The sequence below is a fragment of the Defluviicoccus vanus genome (assembly GCF_014672695.1).
Taxonomy (GTDB): domain Bacteria; phylum Pseudomonadota; class Alphaproteobacteria; order Rhodospirillales; family Defluviicoccaceae; genus Defluviicoccus; species Defluviicoccus vanus.
This window is the reverse complement of sequence record NZ_CP053923.1, coordinates 2,070,049-2,095,051: the sequence shown is the minus strand read 5'-3', so window position 1 is coordinate 2,095,051 and position 25,003 is coordinate 2,070,049. Positions and strand designations below refer to the sequence as shown.

Genomic DNA, 25,003 nt, shown 5'->3' with positions numbered 1-25,003 from the left:
TGATCGTCNCCCGCCGGGAGCCGAGGCTGGAACAGTTGATCCGGGCGGAACGGGCGCAGGCGCTGGGACTGGTTCGGATGCTGACGCCGGAGGCGATCGAAGATCCCGGCGCCTTGGCGGCGGCCTTGCGCGCATTGCCACAGCAGCCGTTGCCATCGGCGGTGCGCATCCCGGGCCTGCTGGATGGCATTGAGCGCATCTGCGGCATGGTCGACCTGCTGTTGCAGCAACGGCAAAGCTGGTATCCGCGCGCGGTCAACGCCGACTCCGCCCGCTGAGATGGCAAAGCCGGTGGCGTTCGTCCTCAAGGGCTATCCGCGCCTGTCGGAAACCTTCATCGCCCAGGAGATCCGCGGTCTCGAGCAGCAGGGCGTCGCTATCCACATCTTTTCCCTGCGCCATCCCACCGACTCGGCGATCCACCCCATTCACCGGGAAATCACCGCCCCAGTCACCTATCTGCCGGAATATCTGCACTGGCAGCCGCTGCGGGCGCTGCGCGCCTGGTGGCACGGGCGGCGGCTACCAGGCTATGGTGAGGCGCGGCGGCTATGGCTGCGGGATCTGCGCCGCGAACCGACGCGCAATCGCTTCCGCCGCTTCGGCCAGGCGCTGGTGCTGGCCGCTGAACTGCCGCCGGCGATCGAGTGGCTGCATGCGCATTTCCTGCACACCCCCGCTTCGGTGACCCGCTATGCTGCAGCGCTGCGGCAGTTGCCGTGGAGTGCGTCCGCGCACGCCAAGGACATCTGGACCATCCCGGCGTGGGAGAAGCGGGAAAAGCTGGCGGACCTCCGTTGGCTGGTCACCTGCACGCGGGCCAACCTGCACNATCTGCAGTCGCTGGCGCCGGATGCCGGACGCGTCAGCCTCGTCTATCACGGCCTCGACCTGCAGCGCTTTCCGCCCCCGCCGGGCACGCGTCCGCCACGCGATGGTGCTGGTGAGCCGGTGCGGCTGCTTTCCGTCGGCCGGGCGGTGGCGAAGAAGGGCTACGCGGTGCTGCTCGCCGCGCTGGCGCAACTGCCGGCGGGGCTCAACTGGCGGCTCACCCACATCGGTACCGGCGCCCTGCTGGCCCAATTGCAGGCTGAGGCGCACCGCCTCATGATCGACGATCGANTCGACTGGCTGGGAGCGCTGCCGCAGGACCAGGTGCTGCACCACTACCGCCAAGCCGATCTGTTCGTGCTCGCCTGCCGCATCGCCGATGATGGCGACCGCGACGGCTTGCCGAATGTGCTGATGGAGGCACAAAGCCAGGGACTCGCCTGCATTTCCACCGCGGTGTCGGCAATCCCGGAGCTGATCGTCGACGGTGAGACCGGGCTCCTGGTGCCGCCCGGCGAAGCGGCGCCGCTGGCGGCGGCGATCGAGCGGCTGGCCCGCGCACCGATGGAGCGTGAATGCCTCGCAATCGCTGGCATGCAGCGCGTCCGCCGCGTATTCTCGTACCATGAGGGTGTCAACGACTTAGCCCGCCGCTTTGGCGGCAATCCAGAGCCAACCGCCACATGCCTATCGCCTTCTATGCCCCGATGAAGCCGCCCGATCATCCGGTGCCTTCGGGCGACCGCCAGATGGCGCGGTCCTTGTGGGCGGCGCTCGAGCGCGCTGGCTATCGGCCGCGGCTGGCATCGCGCTTCGTCGCCTTCGATGCCGCTGGCGACGATGCCTGTCAGGCTCGCCTTGGCGAACACGGTCGGGCGATTGCGGCGACGTTGCTGCAGCGCTATCGCGCTCTGCCAGCCGCTGCCCGGCCACGTCTCTGGTTCACCTATCATCTTTATCACAAAGCGCCGGACTGGCTGGGGCCGGTGGTCGCCGCCGGCCTCGGCATCCCCTATGTGGTGGCGGAGGCGTCGCACGCGGCCAAGCAGGCGAACGGCAGCTGGGCACGCGGCTACCGCGCCGCCGCGGCGGCGATCGCTGCTGCCGATCTCGTTTTCAGTCCCAATCCCGATGACGACGAGGGCGTCCTCCCCCTCCTGGCCGCTCCGTCACGACTGGTGCCGATCCGACCCGGCATCGACGTTGCCCCCTTTGCCGCCGCCGCGTCCCGGCGCGCGGAGTACCGGCGGCGCCTGGCGGCACGCCACCACCTCGACGTCGGCCATCCCTGGCTGCTGACGGCGGCGATGATGCGCGACGGCGCGAAGCTTGCGTCCTATCGTCTTCTTGCCGCGACACTTGCCCGGCTCGGCGACCAGCCCTGGCAGGCGATCATCGCCGGCGACGGTCCGGCGGCAGCGAAGGTGCGCGCCGCCTTTGCCCCGGTCGCCGATCGCGTCGTCTGGCTCGGCGAAGTCGCCGGTGACACGCTGCCCGGGCTGTTCGCCGCGGCCGATCTCTATCTGTGGCCGGCGATCGGCGAAGCTTTCGGTGTCGCCCTGATCGAGGCGCAGGCGGCGGCGTTACCGGTGGTGGCCGGGGCCCGGCCAGGGGTCGCCGGCATCATCGCCGATGGTCGCACCGGCCGGTTGACCCCGCCCGGCGATGTGGCTGCTTTTGCCGCCGCGGTTGCCAGCCTCCTCGCCGATCCAGCGCTGCGGCGCAGCCAGGGAGACGCGGCGGCGCTGCAGGCGCGGCGCCACCACAGCACCGAGGTGGGGGCGGCGCTGCTTCGCCGTCATCTGCAGCCGCTGTTGGCTCGTTTTGCGGGCGAAGAAGGAGGCCGTCCGGCATGTCCGGCCGCGTGATGTTCTACGTCCAGCATCTGCTCGGTGTTGGCCACCTGAAGCGGGCCTCACTGCTCGCCGCGGCCATGGTCGAGGCTGGCCTGGATGTGGCGGTGGTGCTGGGTGGACGCGACGTCGCCGGCATCGACTTCACAGGCTGTGCGCGCATCCAGCTGCCGGCGGTGCGTGCCGCCGACGAAAGCTTCAAGATCCTGATCGACGACAATGGTCAACCGGTGGACGACGCTTGGCGCGAAGGCCGCGTTGCCCGGCTGTTGACCGAGTTCGCAGCCCTGCGACCGGACGTCCTCATCCTCGAGCTGTTTCCGTTCGGCCGGCTGCAGTTCCGTTTCGAGCTGCTGCCGCTGCTGGAGGCGGCGCGGGTGGCCGAGCCGCGCCCCTGGATCGTCTCCTCAGTGCGCGATGCCCTGGTGGCCAAGGCCGATCCGGCACGCAACGAACGCAGTGTCCAGCTGGTCCGCCAATGGTTCGACCATGTGCTCGTTCACGGTGATCCGCAGCTCTATCCGCTGACCGCCACCTTCCCGGAAGCGGCCGGCATCGCCGACAAGCTGCTCTACACCGGCTACGTCGCCGAAGCGGTGAACGGAGCAGCGCCGGCATCGGAAGCGGCATCGCTAACGGAAGCGGGCGATGTGGTGGTCTCGGTGGGTGGCGGCGTCGTGGGCGAGCCGCTGCTGCGCTCGGCTATCGCCGCCCGACCGCTGACGCAGGCGGCCAAGCGAGTCTGGCGGGTCATCACCGGCCCCAACCTCAGCAACGCGGTCTATGACGATCTGGCCTGGAACGCGCCGTCAGGGGTGATCGTCGAACGCTGGCGCGACGATCTGCCGCAGCTCCTGCGTCAGGCGCGGCTGTCCATCTCGCAGGGTGGTTACAACACGATGATGGACATCCTGAACGCTCGCGTCGGCGCGGTGATCGTTCCCTTCGCCGCACCGGGGGAGACGGAGCAGACATTCCGGGCGCAGGCGCTCGCCGCGCGCGGTGTCGTCACTCTCCTCGAAGCCGATCAGCTGACATCAAGGGCGCTGGCCGCCGCCGTCGACCAGGCGCTGGCGCAAACCCCGGCGACGCTGGCGGTGGACATGGACGGCGCCGCGGCGACGGCAAAGCTGGTCAGCGCCTGGTGTCGGCAGCCACCGGTAGNNCGGCGTGAGGGTGAAATGGCGGGCTGGAACGATCTGCACACCGAACTGGACGCCTGGCAGGCCGCGGGCCGCAGCGCGACGCTGTGGTGGCGCGATGATGACGCTGTGCATCCGGCGCCAGCGCTGGAGCGGCTGCTGGCGCTGGCGGTCGCACTGGCGGTTCCGGTCGCCCTCGCCGTAATTCCGGCCGACACCGGCGCGCCGCTGCGCGACCGGCTCGCCGTCGACAGCGGCGAAATATGGGTGCTGCAACACGGCTGGGCGCATGCAGACCACTCAGCTGGCGGCGAGCGCCAGAATGAATACGGCCCGGAACGACCGGTCGACGTCCGCATCACCGAGCTGGCGGCCGGCTGGAACAAGCTCTCAGCCTTTGCCCGCGCGGTGCCGGTGCTGGTGGCACCCTGGAACCGGATCGACGCGGCTCTCCTGCCGGCGCTGCCGCGGGCCGGGCTTGCCGGCGTCTCCACGCTTGGGCCGCGTCCGGCCGCCGATGCAGCACCGGGAGTGCGGCAGGTCAACGTCCACGTGGACATTATGAACTGGCAGTCGCGCCGCTTCGCCGGTAGCGAAGCGGCCTTGGCACAGCTGCTGACCCACCTCAGCGCTCGCCGGCAGGGGCGCGTCGACACGCAGGAACCGACAGGGGTGATGACGCATCATTCCTTTCACGACGAAGCGTGCTGGGCTTTCATCGGCGAACTGCTGCAGGCAACGCGCGGTCATCCTGCGGTGCGCTGGCTGAGCGCGGCAGAGGCCTTCCACCAATGACCAACCTGCTGCAGGTCAAGGATCTGGCGGTGGGCTTTCAGAGCATGAGCGGGATGATCAACGCCGTAAACGGCGTTTCTTTTCGCGTCCGTCCCGGTTCGGTGGTTGCCCTTGTCGGTGAATCCGGCTCCGGCAAGTCGGTCACCGCCCACGCCATTCTCGGCATCCTGCCGCGCCAGGGGCGCATTCTCGCCGGCTCGATCCTGTTCTACGATCCGGNNGCAACGGGGGGCGTCATCGATCTGGCGCGGCTCGATCCCAGCAGCGCGTCCTTCCGCGCCCTGCGCGGCAAGCGCATGGCGATGATCTTCCAGGAGCCGATGACGTCCTTGTCGCCCTTGCACACTGTAGGCGACCAGGTAAGCGAGGCGTTGACCATCCACTGCCGGATCAGCCGTAAGGAGGCGCGCGGGCTGACAGTCGAAATGCTGCGTCATGTGGGTTTCGCCGATCCTGCGCGCGCCTATTACACCTATCCCTTCGAGCTGTCCGGCGGCCTGCGGCAGCGGGCGATGATCGCCATGGCGCTCGTCTGCCGGCCATCGCTGCTGATCGCCGACGAACCGTCCACCGCCCTTGACGTCACCATTCAGGCGCAGATTCTGAAGCTGTTGACCGACCTCCGCGCCGAGCTGCGGATGGCGATCCTCCTGATCACCCACGATCTGGGCGTCGTCGCCAACATCGCCGATGAAGTGGTGGTGATGTATCGCGGCCGCGTCGTCGAGAGCGGACCGGTGGACACCATCTTTGGCGCAGCGCAACACCCTTACCTACGGGGACTGCTAGGCGCGGTGCCGCATTTCGACATCAAGCCGGGCGAGCGGCTGCAGCCGCTGCGCGAGATCCCACCCTTTCATGGCCACCTATTGAAGCCGGTGTCGCGCCCGCGCCGGGCGCAGCAGGACGACCTGCCGCTGCTGCAGGTGGCGAACCTGGTCAAGCGCTTTCGCAATCGCCGCGGCGGCGGGCTGTTCGGCCTCGGCGGTGGTGGCACGACGACGGCGGTCGCCGATGTGAGCTTCAGCGTTCGCCGCGGTGAATGCGTCGGCCTCGTTGGGGAGAGCGGTTGCGGCAAGACGACGGTGAGCAAGGTGATCATGGGCGGCGTCGTCCCTGATCAGGGGCAGGTGATCTACAGCGACGAGGGCAAGACGGTCGATCTCCTCCGCCTCGATCGCCGCAGCAAGTTCCCCTATCGTCGGCGTATCCAGTACATCTTCCAGGATCCGCAGAGTTCGCTCGATCCGCGGATGACCGTGTACGACATCCTCAGCGAGCCGCTGATCATCCATCGCCGCGGCGATGAGGCCTATCGACGCGAACTGGTGGCCGAACTGATGCAGCGGGTGGGACTCGATCCGCGCGGCCTGCGCCGCCATCCGCACAGCTTTTCCGGCGGCCAGCGGCAGCGGATCGGCATCGCCAGGGCGCTGGCGCTGCGGCCCGACCTGATCATCTGCGACGAGCCGGTCTCCGCCCTCGATGTCTCCGTGCAGGCGCAGATCCTCAATCTGCTCAAGGACCTGCAGGCAGACCTGGGGCTGACATATCTCTTCATCTCGCACAACCTGGCGGTGGTCGACTACATGGCCGACCGCATCCTCGTCATGTGCGCCGGGCGCATCGTCGAGGAAGCGCCGCGCGAGGTGCTGTTCCGCAATCCGCTGCATCCCTATACCCAGGCGCTGCTTGCCGCCGTGCCCTATCCCGATCCGAGCCGGCCGCTCGACTTCGCCCGGCTGATGGACAATCGCGCTTCCTCGCCGGCAGCCTGGCCGCCCNCCTTCAACGAGCCTGACGCCGCAGCCGGGATCGGCGAGGCGGCGGTGGGCGGTCCGGCGATGGGGATGATCGAACTGGGCGGCGGCCATCGTGTCCGGGCCCGCGAACGCCCTAGCGCGGCGGCGGCGTGAGGATGCGAACCGCAGCCCTCCTGGCGGTGCTGCTACTCGCTCTGGTTGGTGCGATGACGCGGTCGACACCGACCGCAGCTGCCGAGATGATCGAGCCGCCGGTGCTGGCACCGCTGGTGGCCGCCGGCACATTGCCACCGGTGCAGCAGCGACTTCCCGCCATCCCGCAGGTGGTGCCGATGGATGTGGCTGGTCGCACGCCAGGCCGTTACGGCGGCACGCTCAGGATGCTGATGAGCCAGCCGAAGGACGTGCGGATGATGGTCGTCTATGGCTACGCCCGCTTGGTTGGCTACGACGAGACGTGGGCTCTGGTGCCCGATCTCCTTGCCGGCATCGAGGAGGAGGGGGAAAAAGTCTTTACCCTCCACCTCCGTCCCGGTCACAAATGGTCGGATGGTCAGCCGTTCACCAGCGAGGACTTCCGCTTCTTCTGGGAGAACGTGGCCAATAACCCTGAGCTATCACCCGGCGGCCCGGATCGGTTCCTGCTCGCCGGTGGCAAGCCGCCGCGGGTCGAATTTCCCGATGCCACCACCGTTCGCTACAGTTGGGACACGCCCAACCCCTTCTTCCTGCCGGCACTGGCAGGCGCGCGACCGGACTACATCTTTCTGCCTGCCCATTACCTGAAGCAGTTTCATCCCGCCTACACCCCGCCGGACGCGCTGAAGGCGCTGGCGAAGGAGCAGGGGGCGCGCAACTGGGTGGCGCTGTTCATGAACAAGGCGCAGCCCTACAAGAACGACAACCCCGACCTGCCAACGCTGGAACCGTGGGTGCTGAAGACGCTGCCGCCCTCGTCGCGGTTCCTGTTCGAACGCAATCCCTTCTATCACCGCATCGATGATGCCGGTCACCAGCTGCCCTATGTGGATCAGGTGGCAATGTCCATCGTCAGCGCGTCGCTGATCCCGGCCAAGGCGGCGGCCGGCGATGCCGATCTGCAGGCGCGCGGGCTGACCTTCGACAACTACACCGTGCTGAAGCAGGGCGAGCGGCGCAACGACTATCAGGTGCGGCTGTGGCGGTCGGCGCGCGGCTCCGAGCTGGCGCTGTATCCGAACCTGAACGCCACTGACCCGCAATGGCGGGCACTGCTGCGTGACGTGCGCTTCCGCCGGGCGCTGTCGCTGGCGATCGACCGCACGGAAATCAATGAAGTCGTCTATTACGGCCTGGCGCAGGAGGGCAACGATACCGTCCTGCCGGAGAGCCCGCTCTACGAACCGGACTTCGCCACTGCCTGGGCACGGTTCGATCTAGCCGCTGCCAACCGGCTCCTCGACGAGATCGGCCTCACCCAGCGTGGAACTAGCGGCATCCGCCAACTGCCAGACGGCGTGCCGCTACGGCTGGTGGCGGAGACGGCAGGTGAAGATCCGACGCAGGTGGCGATCCTGCAGCTGATCCGCGATAGCCTGTTCGAGGCGGGGATTCAGCTGCTGATCAAGCCTGAACAGCGGGAACTGATGCGCAACCGGGTCTTCTCCGGTGCCGCGCTCCTGTCCGTCTGGTATGGGCTGGAGAACGGCCTCGCCACCCCAACCCTGTCGCCGCAGGAGCTGGCGCCGACCAATCAGCAACAGCTGTGCTGGCCGAAATGGGGGCAGTATTATGAGAGCAATGGTCGCTCCGGCGAACCGGTCGACCTGGAACCGGCGGCGTCGCTGCTGGCGCTGAACACCGCTTGGACCAGCGCTGCCAGTCGTGCCGAGCAGGCGGCGCTATGGCAGCGGATGCTGGCGATCCGCGCCGAGCAGGCGTTCTCCATCGGCACCGTCCGCGGTGTGCCGCAACCGGTCATCGTCAACGCCAGGCTCCGCAATGTCCCCGAACGGGGTCTCTACAACTGGGAGCCGGGGGCACATTTCGGCGTCTATCATCCCGATACGTTCTGGTTTGACGAAGCGCCTCCCGTTTCATCCCCGCGTGCTGTCGACAGGTCGAACAATGCTGACGTTCCTGGCCCGTAAGCTGTTCATCATGGCGATGACGTTGCTGGTGATCAGCGCCCTCGTCTTCGTCATCATTCAGCTGCCGCCGGGCGACTATCTGAGCACCTACATGGCCGAGCTGGCCAGCGAGGGTGACGCCGCGGCGAAAGAAAAGATCGATTTCTTGCGGCAGCAGTATGGTCTCGACCAGCCACTGATCCAACAATACGGCCGCTGGGTGTTCGGCCTTCTGCATGGTGACATGGGATATTCCTTCGAATACAATAAACCGGTCAGGGATGTTGTCGGCGATCGATTGCTGCTGACCGTCATCCTCAATTTCTTTACCGTTCTGTTTGTCTATGTTGTTTCCTTTCCGATCGGCGTCCTGGCGGCAACCCGCCAGTACAGCTGGACCGACTACGGTCTCAGCTTCATCGGCCTGATCGGTCTCGCCACGCCGAACTTCCTCCTGGCGCTGATCCTGATGTATCTGGCGAACGTCACCTTCGGCACCTCGATCGGCACGCTGATGGCGCCGGAATACATCAACCAACCCTGGTCGCTGGCGAAGCTGGGCTCGGTGCTGGCGCATCTTTGGGTGCCGGTGCTGGTCATCGGCATGTCCGGCACCGCCGGGATGATCCGCCGCCTGCGCGCCAACCTGCTCGACGAACTGCAGAAGCAGTACGTGGTCACCGGTCGTGCCAAGGGCCTGCCGCCGGGCAAACTGTTGCGCAAGTATCCACTGCGGATGGCACTCAATCCCTTCATCGCCGATATCGGCAACCTGCTGCCCAGCGTCGTCGGCGGTTCGGTGATCGTCTCCGCGGTGATGTCGCTGCAAACCACGGGGCCGGTGCTGCTGCGCGCCCTGCAGAGCCAGGATATGTATCTTGCCGGTTCGTTCCTGATGTTCCTGGCCCTGCTCACCGTCGTCGGCATGTTTGTCTCCGACATCCTCCTGGCGGTGCTCGATCCGCGCATCCGCGTCCGCAGGAGGGCGGAATGATGCGACGGGATGCCGCGGCCGATCGCCTGCCGCACTTCGTCGATCCGGCACCCTTCGTCATCGAAGAGGCAGAGCGGCTGACGCCGGCGATGGAGCGCTACTACATGGCGCCGCAGTGGAAGCTGATCTGGTGGAAGTTCCGCCGTCACCGGCTGGCGGTGATATCGGCCGCGCTGCTGATCTTCTTCTATCTCTCGGTTTTGTTCGCCGAGTTCCTCGCCCCCTACGGACTGAACGATCGCCACACCGGCTTCATCTATGCGCCGCCGCAACGGCTGCGGCTGTTTCACGACGGCCGCTTCGTCGGCCCCTTTGTCTATGGTCTCGACTATCAGCTCAACATGGAGACGCTGGCGCGGGAGTACAGGGTCAACACCGAGAAGGTTCAACGCGTCCGCTTCTTCTGCCGCGGCGACCGCTATGCGTGGTTCGGCGTGGTGCGCAGCAATCGACACCTGATCTGTCCGGCCGAGGGCGGGACGCTGTTTCTTTTCGGCACCGACCGGCTCGGCCGCGACATGCTGTCACGAATGATCTACGGCGGCCGGATATCGATCACCATCGGCCTGATCGGCGTCACGATCAGTATCGTGCTGGGCCTGTTCTTCGGCGGCCTCGCCGGCTACTTCGGCGGTTGGATCGACAGCGTCGTCCAGCGGCTGATCGAGATCCTCCGCTCGCTGCCGGAATTGCCGCTGTGGATGGCGCTTTCCGCCGTGCTGCCGGTGGACTGGAGTCCGATCCTCATTTACTTCGGCATCACCGTCATCCTCGGGCTGCTCGACTGGCCCGGTCTGGCCCGCGCCGTGCGCTCAAAGCTCCTGTCGCTGCGCGAGGAGGACTTCTGCCGAGCGGCACAGTTCCTCGGCGCCTCGCCGGCACGGATCATCGGCTTTCACCTGCTGCCGAACTTCTTCAGCCACCTGATCGCCTCGGCGACGCTGGCGATTCCATCGATGATCCTGGGCGAGACGGCGCTCAGCTTCCTCGGTCTCGGCCTGCGCNCCCCGGTCACCAGCCTCGGCGTACTGCTGACCGAGGCGCAGAACATCGAGGCAGTGGAACTCTATCCCTGGCTGCTGCTGCCGATGCTGCCGGTGATCCTGGTCGTCCTCGCCTTCAACTTCATGGGCGACGGCCTCCGCGACGCCGCGGATCCATATCATTGACGGTGCGGGCAGCGTCAGAGCCTTCGCCGCCCGGAGAAGCTTGCGTCTGCTCGCCAGTTGCGTCGCTTCGGCGTAAGGACGCGGTAGGGCGGGTCTAAAGCGAAGCGTGACCCGCCGAATGTATCGGCACATCGAAACCGAACCGGAGAAAAGAACCATCCCCGACTACCGACGCTACCGCGTGCCCGGTGGATGTTATTTCTTCACGGTCAACCTGCTCGAACGGCGGGGCAACGACTTGTTGATACGACACATTGATTTCTTGCGCGACGCGGTTCGTCTGGTGGGCCGGAGCCGACCGTTCACGATCGACGCCTGGGTCGTGCTACCCGATCATCTCCATTGCGTTTGGACCCTGCCGCCGGATGACGACGACTTCGCGACCCGCTGGCGGCTGATCAAGTCGATTTTCGCTCGCAGCCTGCCTGTTTGCGAGCGGCGATCCGATGCACGACTGCGAAAGGGCGAGCGCGGCATCTGGCAGCGCCGGTATTGGGAGCATGCGATCCGCGACGATGAAGATTTCGCCGCGCATATCGACTATGTTCATTTCAATCCGGTCAAGCATGGCTACGTCCGTGAACCAGCGGCGTGGCCGTATTCGACGTTCAAGTCCGCTGTCGGGCGCGGGTTGTATCCGGAAAGCTGGCTCGGGGCGGGAGAACAGTCTTCGTCGGACAAGGATTGCGGCGAGTAACGCATTCGGCGGGTCACGCTTGCGCTTTAGACCCGCCCTACGACAACTTAATCCGTTGGGGTGGACGGCCCCGCGGCATCTGGTGCCAAGGTTCGCTGTCGAAGTGAACAGGAGCCGTCCATGACCGAGCTTACCCGCATTGCGATCGACACGTCCAAGTCCGTCTTCACCCTGCATGGCACGGATGCCGACGGGCGGGCGGTGCTGCGACGCAATCTGCGCCGCCAGGACATGGTGCCATTCTTCGCGCGCCGACCGCCGATGGAGGTGGTGCTGGAGGCCTGCGGCGGCTCGCATCACTGGGGCCGTGTGCTGGCTGGGCTCGGCCACACGGTGCGGTTGATCCCGCCGCAATACGTCAAACCCTTCGTCAAGCGCGGCAAGAACGATCGCAACGATGCCGAGGCGATCAGCGAAGCCGCGGCGCGGCCGGAGATGCGCGAGGTCGCGGTCAAGTCGGCGAGGCAGCAGGCCAACGCGATGCTGCTGTCGGTGCGCGAGCTCCTGGTGCGCCAACGCACGCAGCTGGTCAACGCGCTGCGCGGACACGCGGCCGAGTTCGGTCATGTCGGCCGCCTTGGCCGCCAAGGCGTGGCAAAGCTGCTGGCCGACGTCGCCGAGGACGCGGAGCTGCCGACGCCGGCGAGGGACGCATTGGCGTTGCTGGGCGCCGAGATCGGTCGGCTGGATGCGCGGCTGGCCGAGGTCGACGCCCGGCTGGTGGCGCAACACAAACAGACGCCAACCAGCCAGATGCTGGCGGAGGTGCCGGGGATCGGGCCGATCGGCGCGCTGAGCCTGGTGCTGCGGGTCGACTTCAGCCAGTTCAAGTCGGGGCGGCATTTCGCCTCCTGGCTGGGGCTGACTCCGCGCGAGCATTCCACCGGCGGCAAGACGCGGCTGGGCGGGATCAGCCGCGCCGGCGATGAGCGGTTGCGCCAGCTGCTGGTGCTGGGAGCAACCGCGGTGATCAGGCAGGCCAAGCCGGGAAGAGCCTCGGCTTGGCTCATCGCTTTGCTGGCAAGGCGGCCGCGCAAGCTCGCGGCGGTCGCCCTGGCCAACAAGATGGCGCGCATCGTCTGGGCGATGATGACGCGCGGCGAGGCGTATCGCCAGCCGGCCACCGCCTGACCACTCTTTGATGCCAAGGGTGCAGGGCTGAGGAAGAGAGATGCTGATCGGTCGAGCCGACGATCCACAGAACCCGGGTAGCCCGGTGGCCATCAAGGCCGCTAATCCGTTTGGGCGTGGATCGCGGAACCCATCTGGGCCAGCGGACATCGTGCCGCGCAAAACAGGCCGGACACACGACTGCCATCGCACCAGATCAGATTTTCTCCCCCTCACCCCTTGCACCCAGGGGGCCGTCCACACAAGGGCTACGCGCTCAACCCCATTGAGAAGGCGTTCGCGAAGCTCAAGGCCCTGCTCCGCAAAGCCGCCGAGCGCACCGTCGAAGCCCTCTGGGCCGCCATCGGCCGCTTCGCGCGACGACTTCACCCCAGCCGAGTGCGCAAACTACTTCAGAGCCTGCGGATACGATCCAGACTGGTAGGATTCCGCTCTACTACTACAGTTGCATTTTATCCTCTAATATGGTTCCGTTGCCTGCGGCTGTGGGAGGGCGACGGATGGGTGTGGCGGAATGGGCGGGCACGCTTGTTGATTGGAAGGCGGAGCTCGAGGGGTTGAGGCGGGTGATCGCGCCGGCGCTGGGGCGGGCGGAGACGCGCCGTTCGGCCGGGATGTTCATCGACGGGCTGTTCTCGGCGGCATCGCGCAAGACCGGCTGGATGCTGGCCGAACAGGCGGGCCTCGAGGCACCCTATCGCCTCCAGTCACTGCTCGGACGCAGTTCATGGTCGGCAGACCAGCTTCGCGATCTGGTGCGCGGGTACGTGACGAACGCGCTGGGTGATCCGGGCGGCGTGCTCGTTGTCGATGAGACCGGTTTCCTGAAGAAGGGCCGGCACTCGGTGGGTGTCGGCCGTCAGTACTCGGGCACCGCCGGCCGGATCGAGAACTGCCAGGTCGGCGTTTTCGTCGCCTACGCCAGCCGCTGGGGCCACGCGCTCATCGACCGGCAGCTGTACCTGCCGAAAGACTGGGCGGACGATGCGACGCGCCGCCGGACGGCCGCCGTGCCGGACGACGTCGAATTCAAGACCAAGCCGGCGATGGCGCGGGAGATGATCGAGCGGACGCTCGACGCCGGCCCGCCTTGCGCCTGGGTTCTCGCCGATGCGCTCTACGGCTCGGACAGTCAACTCCGGCACCTGCTCGAGGGCCGCGGCCAGCCTTATGTCCTTGCCGTACGCTCCAACCACACCCTTCGCTTCCTCGAGGACGGGACCCTCGTCCAGACCGACCCTGCCACCATGCTGGACACGCTGGCGGACGATGCGTGGTCGTCGCTGACCGCCGGCGAGGGGGCGAAGGGTCCAAGGCTCTACGACTGGGCAAGGCTGCCGCTCGGATGGTCGACGGATGACGGTTTCGAGCGCTGGCTGCTCATCCGCCGCAGCCGGCGTGATGCGCAAGCACTCGCCTATTACCTTGCCTATGCCCGGCAAGGCACGTCCCTGCCCGAGCTTGCCGCTGCCGCAGGCCTCCGCTGGACGATCGAGGAGTGCTTCCTGCGGGCGAAGGACGACCTCGGCCTCGATCACTGCGAGGCGCGCTCCTGGCACGGATGGCATCGCCACATGAGCCTGGTCCTCGCTGCCGCCGCCTTCCTCGCCAAATTGTNNCGGCCGACCAGCGCCGGATCGCCTTCGATAAACGGGACAAAACGAGTCCGGCCGCCGCGGCCGCATGACCGTCCCGCTCGCCACGCCGGAAATCCGCCACATGCTCGAAAGGATCCTGTTCCGGGCGAAAACCCATCCCGCCTTCGTCTGGGCCTGCTCACGATGGCGCCGCAGCCACCAAACGACAGCCGCCAGCAGTCACCGCAAGAAACGACTAGAAACGCAACTGTAGTACTAGGGCCTGTTGAGATTCACCGTGAGTTTATGACGGCGGCGACGAGATAGATATTGGCGCTGAAGCTTTGGTCTGTTTTGTCGGCACGCATGGCGATGCGCTTGAACTCTTTGAGCCTACAGAAGAAGTTTTCGATGAGATGGCGCCATTTGTACATCTCGGCATCGAATGGGAGAGGCTTGGTCCGGCGCGGATGCTGGGAGATGACGATCTTGGCGCCGCGCTCGTTGAGCTCAGCGACGATGTCGTTGCTGTCGAAGGCTTTGTCGGCGATGAAAGCGTCGAATTGGAGGCCGTCGATGAGCGGGGCAACGCCGACGGTATCGAAGCGGTGGCCCGGCAGGAGTGCGAAGCGTACGAGATTGCCCAGGGCATCGGTCAGGGCCAGGATCTTGGTCGTCATGCCGCCTTTGGAGCGCCCTATGGCCTGGCTCTGATACCAGCGAGCATAATTACTGACCGATGATGGCCCAGGTTCGGGTGGCGATGGAGGCGATGCGGCCGGCCTCGTCGAGCAGGGCATTCCAGGCTTTGCAGCAGGCTTCGACAATGGCCTCGTGGCCATCGAACACACGGTTGGACAGATAGGTTTGGCGGAGAAACTGCCAGATGTTCTCTTGCGGGTTGAGCTCCGGGCTGCAGGGCGGCAAGTGGAGCAGCGAGAGGTTGGCCGGAACCGCCAGCGCCGGGGTGGTGTGCCAGCCGGCCTTGTCGATGACGACGACGCCGTGGGCGCCGGGCGCCACCGTGCGGCTGATTTCCTCCAGATGCAACCGCATCGCCTCGGTGTCGGCGCGCGGCATCACTAGCGCCGCCCCGGTGTCGCGGGCCGGGCAGACCTGTCAACGGCGGAGCAATTCTGGGCCACTGTAGCGGAGTAAAAGCAGGCCATTTGGGCGAGAGCGGTGCAATCACGGCAAGGGGCCCGATCGGGCCCCTTGCCGTGCGTCGGCTTTGCCTCGGGGATCAGGGCTTGCTGGTTTCGCCGGTCTCGGGATCGACGGTCTCGGCGGTGGTCTGGTTTTGCTCCGCCCGATCGGCTGCGGTGGGGGGACGACGACGTCCGGCGGATTGCTTCAACCGGTAGCTGTCGCCGTTCATGGTGAGGATATGGACGTGGTGGGTCAGGCGGTCGAGCAGCGCGCCGGTGAGCCGTTCCGATCCCAGCACCGAGGTCCAGTCCTCGAACGGCAGATTGGAGGTGACGAGGGTCGAGCCGCGCTCGTAGCGCTGGGAGAACACCTCGAACAGAAGTTCCGCCCCGGTCGGCGACAGCGGCAGGTAACCGAGTTCGTCGACGATGAGCAACATCACCGACTGGAGATCGCGTTGCAGCTTCAGCAAGCGGCGCTCGTCACGCGCCTCCATCAACTGGTGCACGAGGGCGGCCGCGGTGGTGAAGGCGACGGTGAACCCCTTCTGGCAGGCGGCAAGAGCGAGGGCGAGCCCGACATGGGTCTTGCCGGTGCCACTGTTGCCGAGCGCGATGACGTTCTCCCGGCGCAGGATGAACTCGCAGCGGGCCAGCTCGAGCACCAGCATCTTGTTGAGGCTGGGAATCGCGGTGAAGTCGAAGGTGTCGAGGCTTTTGACCGCCGGGAAGCGTGCTGCCTTGATCCGCCGCTCGACCATTCGGCGTTCTCGGTCGATCAGTTCGAGTTCCACCAGGCGCAGCAGATAGCGGGGATGATCGACGCCGTCGCGTGCGCATTCGCGGGCGATCTTGTCGTATTCCCGCAGAACGGTCGGCAGCTTCAACTGCTTGAGGTGATGCGCCAGCAGAACCTGCGGTGTGCCGCTTGTCGTTCCCGCCGGCATCGCATCAGCGCCCGCCTTGCCGGTCATGCCGTTGTCCCGGGAACGAGAACGGCGTAGTCAGCCGCCGCCGTCATCCTGACGTCCATTTTCGGCAGATGTGGATAGGCCGTCAGGTCGAGCCGGGCCGGCCGCCGCTCGACGCGCGCCAGAGCAATCTGCTTGACCGCATCAAAGCCGATGACGCCGAGCCGGATCGCTTCGCTGACCGCGCTCGCCACCATCTCCATCGGGATCGCCTCCATCAGCCGCAGCACCTGGATGAACTCCCGCCTGCCGCGGTTGCCCATGCGCGCCTCGAGGAGATGGCGCAGGTGCTGGAACGCCTCCGGCAGATCCCAGTCTTTCAGCGCCGCCGCCTGGTCGAGGGCATTCGGCTTCGTCTCGATCAGCGCCAGATAGGGCCTGTTGAGATTCAGGATTCCATCCTTGGCTTGATTGTGATTCAAGCTATGGATGGAACGTTTTGTACTGACAGACGCCCAATGGGCGAGAATGGAACCGCACTGCCTGGGCAAGCCAACGGACGCGGGTCGCAGCGGCAGAGACAATCGGCTCTTTGTCGAGGCGGTTCTGTGGGTGGTTCGCACGGGCAGTCCCTGGCGTGATTTGCCGGCCTTTTTCGGCAACTGGAACACCGTCTTCAAGCGCTACCGAGACTGGGTCAAAGCCGATGTTTTCATTCGGCTTTCGAGGCTTGCTCGGATGATCCCGATATGGAGTACGCCATGGTCGACGCCACCATCGTCAAGGTCCACCGCCATGGCCAGGGCGCAAAAGGGGGACTCAGAGCCAGGCCATAGGGCGCTCCAAGGGCGGCATGACGACCAAGATCCTGGCCCTGACCGATGCCCTGGGCAATCTCGTACGCTTCGCACTCCTGCCGGGCCACCGCTTCGATACCGTCGGCGTTGCCCCGCTCATCGACGGCCTCCAATTCGACGCTTTCATCGCCGACAAAGCCTTCGACAGCAACGACATCGTCGCTGAGCTCAACGAGCGCGGCGCCAAGATCGTCATCTCCCAGCATCCGCGCCGGACCAAGCCTCTCCCATTCGATGCCGAGATGTACAAATGGCGCCATCTCATCGAAAACTTCTTCTGTAAGCTCAAAGAGTTCAAGCGCATCGCCATGCGTGCCGACAAAACAGACCAAAGCTTCAGCGCCAATATCTATCTCGTCGCCGCCGTCATAAACTCACGGTGAATCTCAACAGGCCCTAGTGCAGCGGCTCGAATACGAAGGTGCCCGTGCCATAGCAGCGACGATGCCGGGCGATCGCCTCGCCGGCACAAAGGATCACCACCTCGTCGACGAAGCCCTTCACCACAACATCCCGGAAGCCGTATGCCGTCGGTACCGAGTAGTCGTTGCCGCGGTAGCGGACCAGGGCGGTCGATGAGACACGGGCCGCCCGCTTCTCGCTCGGCTCCAATGGCACCGCCGGCAAATCCCGGAAGGCTTCGAGGTCGGCGACGAGACGCTCGCCGATGGTTTCGCCGTGGCGACCGGCGCGTTCGCCTCGTCGCTGCCGGCAGCGCTCTTCCAGCATGGCATTGAGATCGTCGAAGCTTGCCGCCTGGGGGATCGGCGTCAGGAAGTTCGATCGAGCATACTTCACCAGCCCCTCGACCTTGCCCTTGTCGTTGCCCTTGCCGGGACGGCCGAAGCGATCCTGGAACAGGTAATGGGCTCTGCAGTTCCGTAAAGGCCCGGGTGCGCTCCCGCCTGCCGTCGCCGCAGATCTTCGCCACCGCGAGCGTCGTGTTGTCGTAAAGCACCGACAACGGCACGCCGCCAAAGAAGGCGAATGCCGACACATGCCCGTCGAGGAAGGCTTCCGTCGTCTCCGCCGGATAGGCCTTCACGAAAGGAGTATCCGATTGCGGCAGGTCCATGCAGAAGAAGTGGATCTTCTGCCGGACGCCGCCGATCACGCCGATCGCCTCGCCAAAGTCGACCTGCGCATGACCGGACGGATGAGCCAGCGGCACGAAGGTCTCCCGCAATCTCCCCGAGCAACCCGGACGTAGTCCCTCACCACCGTCAGACCGCCGGCATAACCGTGCTCGTCGCGCAGTCGCTCGAAGATCCGCTTGGCCGAATGCCGCTGCTTCGAAGGCGCCGTCCTGTCGGCCTCGAGGATGGCGTCGATCACCGGCAGCAGCACCCCGAGCTTCGGCTTCTTCACCGGCTTCGTTCGCGTGTAGCCGGGCGGCAACGAGAACCGGCACATCTTCGAAACCGTCTCACGGCTCAGCCCGAACACCGGGCCGCCTCACGCCGGCTGTTGCCCTCGATGAAAACGAAATGCCGAACGGCGGCGTAGACTTCCACGGCAAACATCCCCGGCCGCCCCCACAAAAAAGAGACCGCCTAACCACTGGCCAGATTTTACTCCGGCGCGGCAGCACCAATCACCGCCGCTACGTGGCCTAATTTGTCACCGCCATACACACAGACCGCACCGAAGATGTAGGCCCAGGCGGTGCGCTGGTCTTTCGGTTGCCGCGGTCGCGTGCCACGTCTGGCCCACTGGTAGACGAGACCGTTCTTCTGGCCGACACGCGCCTCGTCCTGAAACCAGATCTCCACGGGTGTCCCCTCCGGCAGCCCCTTGGCGAGGTCCGTCACCCGCTCGACGAAGTTTTTTTAAACGTGTCCGCGGCTTGGTCGTCCTTCTCCGGATGCCGTGGCCGCGGGCTGACGTGCGAAAACCCCAGTTGCCGCAACATCCGACCGATCGTTGTCGCGTGGCAATCGACGGCAAACCGGTCCTTGATCACCGCCGCCAGGTCGGCGCGCCGCCAGCGGACGAGATCGGGTTTGTGCTGGCCAGGTCCATCTTCGACCAGTTGGCGCAAGGCCTCTTTGTGTGACGGCGTCAGCTTCGCCCGCCGGCCCGGTGATGGCTTGTCGATCAGCCCAGCCGGCCCCTCGGCATTGAAGCGAACGACCCAGTCCCGCAGCGTCTGCCGGTCCATCAAGCCGACGCTCGCCGCCTCGGCCCGGCTCTTGCCATCAGCAATCGCCGGCGGCGCCATCAACCGCCGGGCCTGCAGCCCGTTCACCGCCTTGCAGGCCAACCGGCGCAGCTCCTCCGCGCCGAAATCCTCACGCAAACGCACCGCCGCCCCCATCGAGCCGTCTCCCACGCCGCCATCGCCGGCCCCGATCAAAGCAATTCCCACACCACAAGAAACCCCCAAGAGAGTCAAACTCTACGCACCCTGGTATGAGTCCCCCTTTTGCGCCCTGGCCATGGCGGTGAACCTTGACGATGGTGGCGTCGACCATGGCGTACTCCATATCGGGATCATCCGAGCAAGCCTCGAAAAGCCGAATGAAAACATCGGCTTTGACCCAGTCTCGGTAGCGCTTGAAGACGGTGTTCCAGTTGCCGAAAAAGGCCGGCAAATCACGCCAGGGACTGCCCGTGCGAACTACCCACAGAACCGCCTCGACAAAGAGCCGATTGTCTCTGCCGCTGCGACCCGCGTCCGTTGGCTTGCCCAGGCAGTGCGGTTCCATTCTCGCCCATTGGGCGTCTGTCAGTACAAAACGTTCCATCCATAGCTTGAATCACAATCAAGCCAAGGATGGAATCCTGAATCTCAACAGGCCCTAGCAGCCTGTCGGACTTAACGCGAGGCGGAGCTGTGGGTTATAGAATCCGGGCATGGATTCACGCCCCCGGCCCGGACCTCTTCGGCATGAGCAACTTCCGCCCGATCGACCGCGACAGCGGATTTCTGATGCCGCCGTCGGTGGACGAGTGGCTTCCGCAGCGGCACTTGGCGCGGTTCGTGGTGGAGGTGATCGCGGGGCTGGATCTGCGGCCGATGACCGGCAGCTACCGTGGCTCTGGGGAAGCGTCCTACCACCCCAGCCTTCTGCTGGGCATTCTGATCTACGGCTACGCCACCGGGGTGTTCTCCAGCCGCAAGCTGGAGCGGGCGACCTATGACAGCGTGGCGTTCCGCTTCATCGCGGCGAACGATCATCCGGACCATGACACCATCGCCGCGTTCCGCCGACGCTTTCTGCCGCAGATCGAGAAGCTGTTCGTCCAGGTGCTGGTGCTCGCGCGCGAGATGGGCGTGCTGAAGCTGGGAACGGTCGGGCTCGACGGGACCAAGGTCCACGCCAATGCCAGCCGGCACAGCGCGCTGTCCTATGACCATGACCATGCGGGCAAGCTGGAGGCCCAACTGCAGGCCGAAGTGGCCGATCTCATGGCCAAGGCAGAAGCGGCGGACCAGGTGGACATCGCTGACGGCATGTCGATCCCCGACGAATTGGCGCGACGTGAGGAACGGTTGTCCAGGCTCGCCGAGGCCCGGGCGAAGATCGAGGCCCGCGCGAAGGAACGCTTCGAACGGGAGCAGGCAGACCATCAGGCGAAACTCGCAGCACGGGACGCCAAGGCAGCGGCCACCGGCAAGAAGCCCACGGGCCGTGAGCCGAAGCCGCCGGTGGCGACGCCGCTGCCCACGGATCAGATCAATCTGACCGACGAGGAAAGCCGCATCATGGCGGTGGCGGGCGGCGGTTTTGAGCAGTGCTACAATGCGCAGGCGGCGGTGGCGGCGGGCAGTCTGCTGGTGGTGGTCGCCGACGTGGTGCAGGCGCCCAACGACAAGCAGCAGCTTACACCCATGCTGGACAAGATCGGCACTCTGCCGGACGTGCTCGGCAGGCCGGACATGCTGTTGGCGGACAATGGCTACTTCAGCGAGGCGAATGTGCAGGCCTGTGTGGCCGGCGGGATCGAACCGCTGATCGCACTTGGTCGCGAGGCGCATCATCTCAGCCTGCAAGAGCGCTTCGCTGCGGCGCCACCGGCGCCCGAAGACCCCACCCCGGTTCAGGCGATGGCGTATCGGCTGCGCACGCCGCAGGGCCGCGCGCTCTACGCCCTGCGCAAGCAGACGCCCGAGCCAGTGTTTGGCATCATCAAGTCCGTGCTGGGGTTCCGGCAGTTCCTGCTGCGCGGGCTCAATGCCGCCCGTGGCGAGTGGAGGCTTGTAACCATGGCATGGAACCTGAAGCGGATGTTCGCCCTCAGCCGCGCCGTCTAGCCTGCGCGGCCAGTTCCGCAGGCGCGCCAGCGCGACCGCACCGCCCAAAATGGCGCTGACAGAGGCGCCGACGCACCGATCCCTACGCAGGTCCGGCGACGCCCGAGACGCAAGTCCGACAGGCTGCTAGGCGCCACACCCTCCGGCGAGTGGTGACTTCTATGATAACGATGGGGCAAGGTGCGTAGAGCAACGCTTGGTTGGACGGTAATCGGCGGACATGCGTCCTAACCCATTACCGTGCCTGATTGGCATTCCGGGAAAAGGAGATCTCCAAACCTCTGCCCCAAACCCGCCGACTGACGATACTTCCAAAGGTAGCGCACGTCGTCACATTTGCCATTTATTGCTGTGCAGTAATGTTAACGACTTTGGAGGTTCCTTTAGCCACATGTTGTACATCATGGGTATGTATGTTGCTTCGCAATTACCCATGTCGTGTATATATATATTTACTGTTTGCGCTAATCCAGGTGGGACGCGTATAATAAGTAAACAGTTACCCTCTGTTTGTGCACACAAACATGTATACGCACGGCATTGCGCGATCTACTTGGCGCCCAATAGTTGCGCTCGGTTTTTTTTCATTTATTTTGTTTGTCAGCGCTTGCTCGTTGGTAAACAACATAAGCATTCCAACACATGGAAATTTTTGCGGACCTAATCATCCAAACGTTAATACAGGATCTCAATTAAAAGACCTAATAGAGTTAATTCAAATTCCGCCGAGCGATGATCTGGATGCTGCCTGCCAGCGGCATGATATTTGTTATGCTATTAATTACTATTTTTCAACAGAATGCGATGTTTGGTTCTTGGGCGACGTCAATAATCTGCAATTCTCCACGCTTTCACAAGAACAAAAATCTTTTTGTGATGATACAAAGAAAGTAATATTAGAAAGTGGCCGCATGCTCGCAGGCGGTGTTATATCACTGGACTATCCGGATGCGGATGGGAACTTACATAGGCGCCCTTTGCCATCAATATTAGGAATAATAAATAATATTCCAATGAGGGCTCCGGGTTCTATACTATCCGCACCAATCCTTTTTGGCGAGAACATGAATTATCGCTTCACTAATAACCTAAAATGTAACCAGTCAGATGGAATAAATTTTAGCGACCCATGGTATCAGTATACATTTGATGCGCAACTCATAGAGATATTGAAATATAAAGGTTACATAAGTGACTCTGAATCAGTTTTATTACGCTCTGAAATTATAAATTATAATAGGAACGCCCTTGTTCGCCAAGTCGATCCGAACTGGTCATATAAAAGTGTTGCTGGAGAAACTATCGATGTTACGATGAAGAAATGGGCGCATCCAGTCTTACATGGAGCCTGGAATCTGCAAAATTAACGCCAGTCATTGCATGTGGATAAAAATAATATGGACATACTTAGCGGATATATGAATCAGAGCGCTCAAATCGATACATTGTGGAACATCTTTATGGGAATACATGTTGCTGTATTTATCGGACTTAACAAGGTAGCGCGACCTTTTTGGGCAATTGAAATTATTGGAATTATGATTGGTTATTTTATATTTTCATGGCTTAATTTTCAGGCCCTCTACATAGACTATAAGCTTTTGGCCATCTTTGCGCGTGGCATCATGGCAACGCTTCATGAAAACGCCAATAAGGAATTTTTAGAATTATACACTTTTATGACGACATATCAATATGGCGACAGGATAAGATATAATATCTTAATTCATCTGGGGGAGTTTTTGCTGTTGTGGTTTATTTAGTTCACGTGCAGATAAATAATCTTCGTAAGTATAAGCAAGAGTCACAAATCAAGCTCCGTACCGGGGATATGAAGGTACCTAACTATACGGCATCATAACTCTCCACCTCCCCCGCATTCGCTCCACGTCCGCCAGCGTCGCGTTGACCAGTTGCAGCAGGTAGCCGGGCTGGCCGAGGCCGGCGACCAGGTCGCGGATCAGGGTGAGGCGGGCGGCAATGTCGGCCAGCGAACGGGCGGGGGCGAGCAGGCGCACCTGCAGATCGGTGACCCGGCATTCCAGGTTGCCGATGGCGCCGGCCCCGGGGTGGCGAGCGCCGCCAGCGCCAGGTCCAGTTCGCGCTTCGTCTCGGTTAGCGGCGGCGCCGCATCATCGTCGGTCATCGTTTTCTCCCGGCATCCTTGTTTTGGCATCGCCCGCGCTGAATCCTAGCCGTCTGCCGCCAATTCGTCGATCATGCGCCGGCGACGAGACGCGAGCGCACCGCAGACAACGCGTCCGATAATGACAAACCAGCGGAGGCAGACGTGAGCAGCATTCCCCTTGCCTTTCGGGACTACGGCAAACAAGGCCGGCCGATCATCATTCTGCACGGCCTGTTCGGCAACGCCCGCAACTGGCACACCATTGCCCTGCGCCTCGCCAGCGAGTATCGCGTCTATACCCTCGACCTGCGCAACCATGGCGAGTCGCCATGGACGCCGACCATGAGCTTTCCCGAGATGGCGGATGATCTGGCGGCGTTCATCACCGATCACCACCTGACGGAGGCCGTCGTCGTCGGCCATAGTCTTGGCGGCAAGACGGCGATGCTGTTCGCGCTGCGCGATGCCAAGCTGGTGGAGCAACTGGTGGTGATCGACATCGCCCCGGTCCGCTATCGCCACGACTATCGCGACTACGTGGATGCCATGCAGGGGCTCGATATGCAGCGGATCGGCCGCCGCTCCGAGGCCGACGCCGCCCTCGCCGCCGCCATCCCGGAGGCGGCGCTGCGCCGGTTCCTGGTGCAGAATCTGGCGACCGGCCCCAAGGGGTTGGTGTGGAAAATCAACCTCGATGCCATCCGCCGCTCCATGGCGGAACTGCTCGACTTCCCCTACGTCGCCGACTGGGAGTTTGAAGGTCGCACCCTGTTCGTCAGCGGTGATCAGTCGGACTACATCCAGCCGCAGCACCAGGGCCGCATCTTCGCGATGTTTCCGCAGGCCGAATTCACCGTGATCAAGGAGGCCGGCCACCGGGTGCACGTCGACCAGCCCGAGCGGTTCGTCGAGCGCCTGATCGAGTTTCTGGAGAGTGCCCAGGCCTGAGCGCGCGCGTGGGCGGCTACACCGGCGCTGTCACATCGCGAGTATAATGCACGTGGTCCGGCGCGATCGCGCCCATGCTGATGACGAAATTCATCGCCTGATCCACCGTCCAGTCGGTGGTGATCACCTGATCCATCGGCACGATTTCCAGATAGCCGGAGGTTGGATTAGGCGCGGTGGGGACGTAGACCGCGGCCAGCGCGTTACCGTTGGTGGCATCGGTCATCGTCTTCATCAACAGACCGACGCATTTAAGACGATCGTTGGGAAAGTTGACGATGACCACCCGCTGGGCGCTGCCCTGCTTGTCCTGCAGCAGCGATGTCAGCTTCTTGACCGCGCTATAGACGAAGCTCAGCAAGGGAATGCGGGCGATCTGCCGTTCGAAAAAGCCGATGATGCGCCGGCCGACCACCTGCGTTGCAAACCAGCCGATGAGATAGAGCCCGACGAGGGTGATGATCGCCGCCAGCAATTCGTCCACCCAGCGGCGCGTCAGCCAGTCGGCAAGCAGCGGGGCATCGACGCGCAGCCGGTTGGCGAGAAGACGCAACCAGGGCAACCCGGCACTGGACAACGTGCCGAGGACGAACTCGAACACCATCAACGACACCCAGAGCGGGATGATGGTCAGGATGCCGGTCAGGATATACTTTCCGGCGTGCAAACCGCCGCTGCCGCCAGTCGCCATTG

19 protein-coding genes and 8 pseudogenes are annotated in these 25,003 nt (G+C 64.1%); 18 read left to right on the top strand and 9 right to left on the bottom strand.

The window, feature by feature from the left end:
* Window positions 1-183: 183 nt before the first annotated feature.
* The 12 genes and pseudogenes from HQ394_RS09515 to HQ394_RS21495 all read left to right on the top strand — a co-directional run bounded on the left by HQ394_RS09515 (window position 184) and on the right by HQ394_RS21495 (window position 14,334).
* Window positions 184-1,542, top strand: coding sequence for a glycosyltransferase family 4 protein (locus HQ394_RS09515; protein ID WP_456151412.1), 1,359 nt, complete (start codon window positions 184-186; stop codon window positions 1,540-1,542).
* Entirely contained in the window at window positions 1,515-2,699 is a 1,185-nt protein-coding gene (locus HQ394_RS09510; RefSeq protein WP_190260062.1) for a glycosyltransferase family 4 protein, read from the top strand. The genes HQ394_RS09515 and HQ394_RS09510 overlap by 28 nt, the downstream gene beginning before the upstream one ends.
* Window positions 2,684-4,621, top strand: a complete 1,938-nt coding sequence (locus tag HQ394_RS09505; RefSeq protein WP_190260061.1) for a glycosyltransferase — start codon at window positions 2,684-2,686, stop codon at window positions 4,619-4,621. Before HQ394_RS09510 ends, HQ394_RS09505 begins: the two co-directional genes overlap by 16 nt.
* Complete coding sequence (locus HQ394_RS09500; RefSeq protein ID WP_190260060.1) at window positions 4,618-6,537, top strand: ABC transporter ATP-binding protein; 1,920 nt, start codon at window positions 4,618-4,620, stop codon at window positions 6,535-6,537. The genes HQ394_RS09505 and HQ394_RS09500 overlap by 4 nt, the downstream gene beginning before the upstream one ends.
* 2 nt (window positions 6,538-6,539) lie before the next feature.
* A complete protein-coding gene (locus HQ394_RS09495) occupies window positions 6,540-8,513 on the top strand; it encodes an ABC transporter substrate-binding protein (protein WP_223291477.1) in 1,974 nt (657 codons plus the stop codon).
* Entirely contained in the window at window positions 8,491-9,486 is a 996-nt protein-coding gene (locus HQ394_RS09490; RefSeq protein ID WP_190260059.1) for an ABC transporter permease, read from the top strand. Before HQ394_RS09495 ends, HQ394_RS09490 begins: the two co-directional genes overlap by 23 nt.
* On the top strand, window positions 9,483-10,655 hold the full coding sequence (locus tag HQ394_RS09485; RefSeq protein ID WP_190260058.1) for an ABC transporter permease: 1,173 nt from the start codon (window positions 9,483-9,485) through the stop codon (window positions 10,653-10,655). Before HQ394_RS09490 ends, HQ394_RS09485 begins: the two co-directional genes overlap by 4 nt.
* 118 nt (window positions 10,656-10,773) lie before the next feature.
* The gene (locus tag HQ394_RS09480; RefSeq protein WP_223291476.1) at window positions 10,774-11,352 is read left to right on the top strand and encodes an REP-associated tyrosine transposase; all 579 of its coding nucleotides are present in this window, start codon (window positions 10,774-10,776) and stop codon (window positions 11,350-11,352) included.
* Window positions 11,353-11,472: 120 nt separating this feature from the next.
* The gene (locus HQ394_RS09475) at window positions 11,473-12,483 is read left to right on the top strand and encodes an IS110 family RNA-guided transposase (protein ID WP_190260057.1); all 1,011 of its coding nucleotides are present in this window, start codon (window positions 11,473-11,475) and stop codon (window positions 12,481-12,483) included.
* A gap of 258 nt (window positions 12,484-12,741) precedes the next feature.
* A pseudogene (locus HQ394_RS09470) lies at window positions 12,742-12,907 on the top strand (IS630 family transposase); the annotation flags it as partial.
* A 76-nt stretch (window positions 12,908-12,983) separates the two neighbouring features.
* Window positions 12,984-14,170, top strand: a pseudogene (locus HQ394_RS09465) (IS701 family transposase).
* On the top strand, window positions 14,167-14,334 hold the full coding sequence (locus HQ394_RS21495) for a hypothetical protein (RefSeq protein ID WP_190260090.1): 168 nt from the start codon (window positions 14,167-14,169) through the stop codon (window positions 14,332-14,334). The pseudogene HQ394_RS09465 and the gene HQ394_RS21495 overlap by 4 nt, the downstream one beginning before the upstream one ends.
* Before the next feature lie 19 nt (window positions 14,335-14,353).
* Here HQ394_RS21495 and HQ394_RS09460 read toward each other — a convergent pair.
* The 4 genes and pseudogenes from HQ394_RS09460 to HQ394_RS09445 form a co-directional block, all read right to left on the bottom strand.
* Window positions 14,354-14,773: pseudogene (locus tag HQ394_RS09460) on the bottom strand (IS5 family transposase); the annotation flags it as partial.
* Window positions 14,774-14,789: 16 nt separating this feature from the next.
* A pseudogene (locus HQ394_RS09455) lies at window positions 14,790-15,176 on the bottom strand (transposase); the annotation flags it as partial.
* A gap of 127 nt (window positions 15,177-15,303) precedes the next feature.
* Window positions 15,304-16,182, bottom strand: a complete 879-nt coding sequence (gene istB / locus HQ394_RS09450; RefSeq protein ID WP_317628934.1) for an IS21-like element helper ATPase IstB — start codon at window positions 16,180-16,182, stop codon at window positions 15,304-15,306.
* A pseudogene (locus tag HQ394_RS09445) lies at window positions 16,179-16,553 on the bottom strand (IS21 family transposase); the annotation flags it as partial. The gene istB and the pseudogene HQ394_RS09445, both read right to left, overlap by 4 nt.
* A gap of 55 nt (window positions 16,554-16,608) precedes the next feature.
* On the opposite strand from HQ394_RS09445, the pseudogene HQ394_RS09440 reads away from it, so the two are divergent.
* Window positions 16,609-17,359: pseudogene (locus HQ394_RS09440) on the top strand (IS5 family transposase).
* A 16-nt stretch (window positions 17,360-17,375) separates the two neighbouring features.
* On the opposite strand, the pseudogene istA reads toward HQ394_RS09440, so the two are convergent.
* The 4 genes and pseudogenes from istA to HQ394_RS09420 all read right to left on the bottom strand — a co-directional run.
* A pseudogene (istA, locus tag HQ394_RS09435) lies at window positions 17,376-18,499 on the bottom strand (IS21 family transposase); the annotation flags it as partial.
* A 48-nt stretch (window positions 18,500-18,547) separates the two neighbouring features.
* On the bottom strand, window positions 18,548-18,787 hold the full coding sequence (locus tag HQ394_RS09430; RefSeq protein WP_190263032.1) for a hypothetical protein: 240 nt from the start codon (window positions 18,785-18,787) through the stop codon (window positions 18,548-18,550).
* A complete protein-coding gene (locus HQ394_RS09425) occupies window positions 18,784-19,308 on the bottom strand; it encodes a helix-turn-helix domain-containing protein (RefSeq protein WP_223291988.1) in 525 nt (174 codons plus the stop codon). The genes HQ394_RS09430 and HQ394_RS09425 overlap by 4 nt, the downstream gene beginning before the upstream one ends.
* Before the next feature lie 85 nt (window positions 19,309-19,393).
* A pseudogene (locus tag HQ394_RS09420) lies at window positions 19,394-19,723 on the bottom strand (IS5 family transposase); the annotation flags it as partial.
* Between the two features lie 143 nt (window positions 19,724-19,866).
* On the opposite strand from HQ394_RS09420, the gene HQ394_RS09415 reads away from it, so the two are divergent.
* From HQ394_RS09415 to HQ394_RS09395, 5 genes are all read left to right on the top strand, one after another.
* The gene (locus HQ394_RS09415; protein WP_190263030.1) at window positions 19,867-21,234 is read left to right on the top strand and encodes a transposase; all 1,368 of its coding nucleotides are present in this window, start codon (window positions 19,867-19,869) and stop codon (window positions 21,232-21,234) included.
* 524 nt (window positions 21,235-21,758) lie between these two features.
* The gene (locus HQ394_RS09410; protein ID WP_190263029.1) at window positions 21,759-22,601 is read left to right on the top strand and encodes a hypothetical protein; all 843 of its coding nucleotides are present in this window, start codon (window positions 21,759-21,761) and stop codon (window positions 22,599-22,601) included.
* A gap of 30 nt (window positions 22,602-22,631) precedes the next feature.
* Window positions 22,632-22,997: a hypothetical protein gene (locus HQ394_RS09405; RefSeq protein ID WP_223291987.1), complete on the top strand. Its 366-nt coding sequence runs from the start codon at window positions 22,632-22,634 to the stop codon at window positions 22,995-22,997.
* Window positions 22,998-23,147: 150 nt separating this feature from the next.
* The gene (locus HQ394_RS09400; protein ID WP_190263027.1) at window positions 23,148-23,429 is read left to right on the top strand and encodes a hypothetical protein; all 282 of its coding nucleotides are present in this window, start codon (window positions 23,148-23,150) and stop codon (window positions 23,427-23,429) included.
* Between the two features lie 95 nt (window positions 23,430-23,524).
* Window positions 23,525-24,310 carry an alpha/beta fold hydrolase gene (locus HQ394_RS09395; RefSeq protein ID WP_190263026.1) on the top strand — a complete coding sequence of 262 codons (786 nt, stop codon included), beginning with the start codon at window positions 23,525-23,527 and terminating at the stop codon, window positions 24,308-24,310.
* 16 nt (window positions 24,311-24,326) lie between these two features.
* Here the strand turns inward: HQ394_RS09395 and HQ394_RS09390 are convergent, their stop codons facing one another.
* Window positions 24,327-25,001: a DUF502 domain-containing protein gene (locus tag HQ394_RS09390; protein ID WP_190263025.1), complete on the bottom strand. Its 675-nt coding sequence runs from the start codon at window positions 24,999-25,001 to the stop codon at window positions 24,327-24,329.
* Window positions 25,002-25,003 lie beyond the last annotated feature (2 nt).